Consider the following 5,000-nt stretch of genomic DNA (forward strand, 5'->3'; position numbering starts at 1 on the left):
TCATCACATCCTGGGGCTGTAGCCGGTCCCAAGGGTATGGCTGTTCGCCATTTAAAGTGGTACGTGAGCTGGGTTTAAAACGTCGTGAGACAGTTTGGTCCCTATCTGCCGTGGGCGTTGGAAATTTGAAGGGGGCTGCTCCTAGTACGAGAGGACCGGAGTGGACGAACCTCTGGTGTACCGGTTGTCACGCCAGTGGCATTGCCGGGTAGCTAAGTTCGGAAGAGATAACCGCTGAAAGCATCTAAGCGGGAAACTTGCCTTAAGATGAGATTTCCCGGAGCCTTGAGCTCCTTGAAGGGTCGTTCGAGACCAGGACGTTGATAGGCTGGGTGTGGAAGTGCAGTAATGCATTAAGCTAACCAGTACTAATTGCCCGTACGGCTTGTCCCTATAACCTTAGCAGGTATAGTCAGGAATACAGCGCTGTTTGTTGATACAGGCTACCCATACTTCTTCCAGATTCAGAGTGGCGCTCACATGAGTGAGCGAAACTCGTACAAGTCATGCCTGATGACCATAGCAAGTCGGTCCCACCCCTTCCCATCCCGAACAGGACCGTGAAACGACTTTGCGCCGATGATAGTGCTGCAACCAGTGTGAAAGTAGGTTATCGTCAGGCTAGTTAATAAGTAGTAAGCAAAAACCCCGTCGAGTTATTACTCGGCGGGGTTTTTTGTTTTGGATCTCGGATTTTCCCCAGTCTCCCTTCTTTCCATGTCGCCGGCATTCGACCGGTGAGACCGCGTGGGCTCGAGAGCCCACCCTACTGTTGCATCGGCTTGCTCCAAACTGGTACAGCCTGTACCAGAACGCGACGACCTGGCTTTCGTCGAATCGCACCGTTTCCTCTGGATCCTCTGGCAAACGCGCTGGCACGGCGCTTGCACGACGGTGATGTGCTCGCAAAAGCACGCCGGCGCTGCGCCGGTCAACAACACCAACCAGAGAAAGAGGACGACATGAATCTCGCGGACATCAGCAAACTCGGCGTCGCCAATCCCTTCCGCCAGCGCTACGACAACTACATCGGCGGCCGCTTCGTGGCGCCGGTCAAGGGCGAATACTTTGCCAACGTCACCCCGATCACTGGGCAGCCCTTCTGCGAGGTCGCGCGCTCGACGGCCGAGGACATCGAACTGGCCCTGGACGCTGCCCACGCCGCCAAGGATGCCTGGGGCAAGACCTCGCCCGCGGAGCGCGCCAATATCCTGAACCGCATCGCCGACCGCATGGAGCAGAACATCAAGATGCTCGCGACGGCGGAAACCGTCGACAACGGCAAGCCGATCCGCGAAACGATGGCAGCCGACCTGCCACTGGCGATCGACCATTTCCGTTACTTCGCCAGCTGCATCCGCACCCAGGAAGGCGCGATCTCGACCATCGACCACGAGACCTATGCCTACCATTTCCATGAGCCGCTCGGCGTGGTCGGCCAGATCATTCCGTGGAACTTCCCGATCCTGATGGCGGTCTGGAAGCTCGCGCCCGCCCTGGCCGCTGGCAACTGCGTCGTCCTGAAACCGGCGGAGCAAACCCCGGCCTCGATTATGGTGCTCATCGAGCTGATCGGCGACCTGCTGCCCGAGGGCGTGCTCAACGTCGTCAACGGTTTTGGCCTCGAAGCCGGCAAACCGCTCGCCTCCAGCAAGCGCATCGCCAAGATCGCCTTCACTGGTGAAACCGGCACCGGCCGCCTGATCATGCAGTACGCCGCCCAGAACCTGATTCCGGTCACCCTCGAGCTGGGCGGCAAGTCGCCGAACATTTTCTTCGCGGATGTGATGGATGCCGACGACGAGTTCTTCGACAAGTGCCTGGAAGGTTTTGCCATGTTCGCGTTGAACCAGGGCGAAGTCTGCACCTGCCCGTCGCGCGTGTTGATCCAGGAGTCGATCTACGAACGTTTCATCGAGCGCGCGCTCGATCGCGTGGCGAAGATCAAGGCCGGCAATCCGCTCGACGAATCGACCATGATCGGCGCCCAGGCTTCGCAGGAACAGCTGGAAAAGATCCTGTCCTACCTCGACATCGGCCGCCAGGAAGGCGCGCAAGTGCTCGCCGGCGGCGAACGCGCCAGCCACGATGGCGACCTGGCCAGCGGCTACTACGTGCGCCCGACCGTGTTCAAGGGCGAGAACAACATGCGCATCTTCCAGGAAGAAATCTTCGGTCCCGTGGTCTCGGTAACGACCTTCAAGGACGAAGCCGACGCGCTGCGCATCGCCAACGATACCTTGTACGGTCTCGGCGCCGGCCTCTGGACGCGCGACGGCAGCCGCGCCTTCCGTGTCGGCCGCGCCATCCAGGCTGGGCGCGTGTGGACCAACTGCTACCACCTGTATCCGGCGCATGCCGCGTTCGGCGGGTACAAGCAGTCGGGCATCGGCCGCGAGAATCACAAGATGATGCTCGACCACTATCAGCAGACCAAGAACCTCCTGGTCAGCTACAGCCCGAAAGCGCTGGGCTTCTTCTGAAGTGACGTCAGGAAGGGAAGGCGCCATGCGGCGCCTCCCTCCGCCGAGGAGCCATCATGACCAAGACGGTCGAACGCGTTACCGCGACACCCGCGGCACTGGCTTTCATCGACGAACTACGCCGGCGCCACGGACCCCTGATGTTTTTCCAGTCCGGCGGCTGCTGCGACGGCAGCGCGCCGATGTGCTGGGCGGATGGCGAGTTTCAATTGGGCGACAGCGATGTCTGCCTGGGAGAACTCGACGGCACTCCCTTCTATATCGGCAGCGAGCAGTTCGCCTATTGGGAGCATACCCAGCTGATCATCGATGTCGTCGCCGGCAACGGCGGCATGTTCTCGCTCGATAACGGCACCGGGCGCCGCTTCCTGACGCGGTCGCGCCTGTTCAGCGACGCCGAGTGTGCACTGCTGCGGTCACGGCCGCCGCGCCGGCACGGCGACGCCGTCCCCTGATCAGGGCCACGCACCGGTTCAGCGGGCGCATTGTTTCAGGTGCGGCAGCTTGCGATAGAAAGTATTGCGTGATACGCCAAGGGCTCGCGCTGCGGCGGAGACATTACCCTGGTTGGCTGCGAGCGCCTGCAGCATTGCCGCCCGCTCCACCTCGCCCAGCCTGATACCTGCCGGGTGCGCCTGCGGCGCGGCTGGCTCCGGCGGCGCCTCGTCCATTCCGGCGAGCTCCTCCAGGAAGTCGTCGGGCAGATGCTGTACCTGGATCTGCGCGCCGTTTCCCGCCATGATCGCCGCCGTGCGCAGCAGACTGGCGAGCTGCCGCAGGTTGCCGGGCCAGCGATGCTGGCGGAACAGCCGTAGTACTTCTGGCGACACACTGCAGCCCGCGTCCGGGTTCCCAGCCGCCAGGAGCTTGTTCGTCACCGTCTCGAGGTCGCTACGCTCGCGCAGCGGCGGTAGCTTGACGACCAGCCCGTTGAGTCGGTAATACAGGTCTTCGCGGAATAACCCGGCGGCGATGCGCTGACGCAGGTCGTGATTGCTTGCGCAGACCAGCTGCAGGTCGACCGGCACCGGCCGTCCCCCCAGCGGCGTGACGACGCGCTCCTGTAGTACGCGCAGCAGGCGGGCCTGCAGCGGCAAGGGCATGTCGCCGATCTCGTCAAGGAAGAGGGTGCCACCATGCGCCTGCTGGATATGGCCGACCGAACCTTTCTTGCGTGCGCCGGTGAAGGCGCCTTCCTCATAGCCGAACAGCTCGGACTCGATCAACGTGTCCGGGATCGCCGCGCAGTTGACCGCTACGAAAGCCGCATCCGCACGGGGCGAATCGGCGTGGATCGCGCGGGCCAGCAATTCCTTGCCGGTGCCGGTCTCGCCGGTAACCAGGATAGGCACGTCGCGGCCCAGTACCTTGGCGACCTTGTCGAGCACGCGCGCGAGTGTCTGGTCCCCGGTGTCCAGCTGGCGCAGACGCGAAACCCGATCAGGTGCCGCTTTCGCGTGCCGCTGACCCGCTGCCGCCTCGGCGGCCAAGACCTGCGTGCCGCGAGCGAGTCGCAGTTCAGCACGGGCGCGCACCCGCATGCCGCCATGCATGCGCAAGTCGAGCAAGCCAGGAGCCGCCGCGCGGTAGTGGTCGTACAGCGCGGACAGGGGCAGGTCGAACAGCGAGCTGAAGGTATGCGCTCGCAGGGCCGGGATGGGCAGGCCGAATTGCGACAACGCCGCCCGATTGGCCGAGAGAAAGCGTCCACCCGGCGTGAACGAGGCAATGCCTTCCATCAGCGTGCCGATGAATTCCGGGCGCGTATGGAAGTGCAGGGTGATCGCGTCGTCGAAAGCGGCGGTGAACAGCTGGTTCTCCACCATCAGCGCCGACATGCGCACCAGGGCCATGGTGTGCTGGTGGAAGCCGCGGCGGTCGCCGCTCACATCGAGCACCCCGGCCAGATGACCCCGATGATCGAGTATGGGCGCCGCCGAGCAGGTAAGGAAGTGGTTCGCCGCGAGGAAATGCTGATCCGCGTGCACCATGGCCGGCGCCTGTTCGGCGATCGCGGTGCCGATTGCATTGGTGCCCTTGCTCGCCTCGGACCAGGTCACGCCTGGCGTCAAGGCGACGCGGCTGGCTTTCTCGAGGAAGTCGGCGTCGCCGAGCGCATGCACGATGGCGCCCTCGGCATCGGTCAGCAGGACCATGTGCTGGGTGTTGGCGATCTGCTGGTACAGGGTTTCCATGACGGGAAGTGCATGGTCGACCAACCGGCGATTCCCGTCGAGCAAGGAAGACAGGTCGGCCCGGCAGAGCGGACTGAAGTCCGGCCGGGCATCCGGGGTCAAGCCATATTGCTGGGAGCGACGGTGCGAAGTGCCGATCATGGCGGTCATATCCGGCATTCGCGCCGAGCCGTCGCGCAAGGGCGTAGCGTGGCAATACGTCATTCCATGTCTCCTGGTTGGCCCTGTGTCGCGGCTCTGTCTGGTGGAAGTCGACTGCTGGCTAATGTAGCACTGCGCCGCGTGCAGGACAAACACTGAGTGCACGCACGACGGTGCGCCT

The 5,000-nt window shown here is 63.1% G+C and carries 3 protein-coding genes and 2 rRNA genes (1 of these 5 only partly in view); 4 read left to right on the forward strand and 1 reads right to left on the reverse strand.

The window, feature by feature from the left end; all coding sequences use genetic code 11:
- The 4 genes from ACFOPH_RS21955 to ACFOPH_RS21970 all read left to right on the forward strand — a co-directional run.
- Positions 1–393 (forward strand): 23S ribosomal RNA (locus ACFOPH_RS21955) (it extends 2,499 nt beyond the left edge of the window).
- Between the two features lie 116 nt (positions 394–509).
- A 5S ribosomal RNA gene (rrf, locus tag ACFOPH_RS21960) occupies positions 510–622 on the forward strand.
- Positions 623–962: 340 nt separating this feature from the next.
- On the forward strand, positions 963–2,483 hold the full coding sequence (gene adh, locus ACFOPH_RS21965; RefSeq protein ID WP_379737243.1) for an aldehyde dehydrogenase: 1,521 nt from the start codon (positions 963–965) through the stop codon (positions 2,481–2,483).
- A 56-nt stretch (positions 2,484–2,539) separates the two neighbouring features.
- A complete protein-coding gene (locus ACFOPH_RS21970; RefSeq protein WP_379737245.1) occupies positions 2,540–2,938 on the forward strand; it encodes a DUF779 domain-containing protein in 399 nt (132 codons plus the stop codon).
- An 18-nt stretch (positions 2,939–2,956) separates the two neighbouring features.
- Here the strand turns inward: ACFOPH_RS21970 and ACFOPH_RS21975 are convergent, their stop codons facing one another.
- On the reverse strand, positions 2,957–4,828 hold the full coding sequence (locus tag ACFOPH_RS21975; RefSeq protein WP_379737247.1) for a sigma-54-dependent Fis family transcriptional regulator: 1,872 nt from the start codon (positions 4,826–4,828) through the stop codon (positions 2,957–2,959).
- Positions 4,829–5,000 lie beyond the last annotated feature (172 nt).

Source organism: Massilia haematophila (assembly GCF_042647645.1).
Classification (GTDB): Bacteria; Pseudomonadota; Gammaproteobacteria; order Burkholderiales; family Burkholderiaceae_D; genus Telluria; species Telluria haematophila.

Coding starts and splice junctions, on each gene's coding strand:
- ACFOPH_RS21970 (WP_379737245.1), top strand. CDS start 2,540: ATGACCAAGACGGTCGAACGCGTTACCGCGACACCCGCGGCACTGGCT.
- ACFOPH_RS21975 (WP_379737247.1), bottom strand. CDS start 4,828: ATGACCGCCATGATCGGCACTTCGCACCGTCGCTCCCAGCAATATGGC.
- adh (WP_379737243.1), top strand. CDS start 963: ATGAATCTCGCGGACATCAGCAAACTCGGCGTCGCCAATCCCTTCCGC.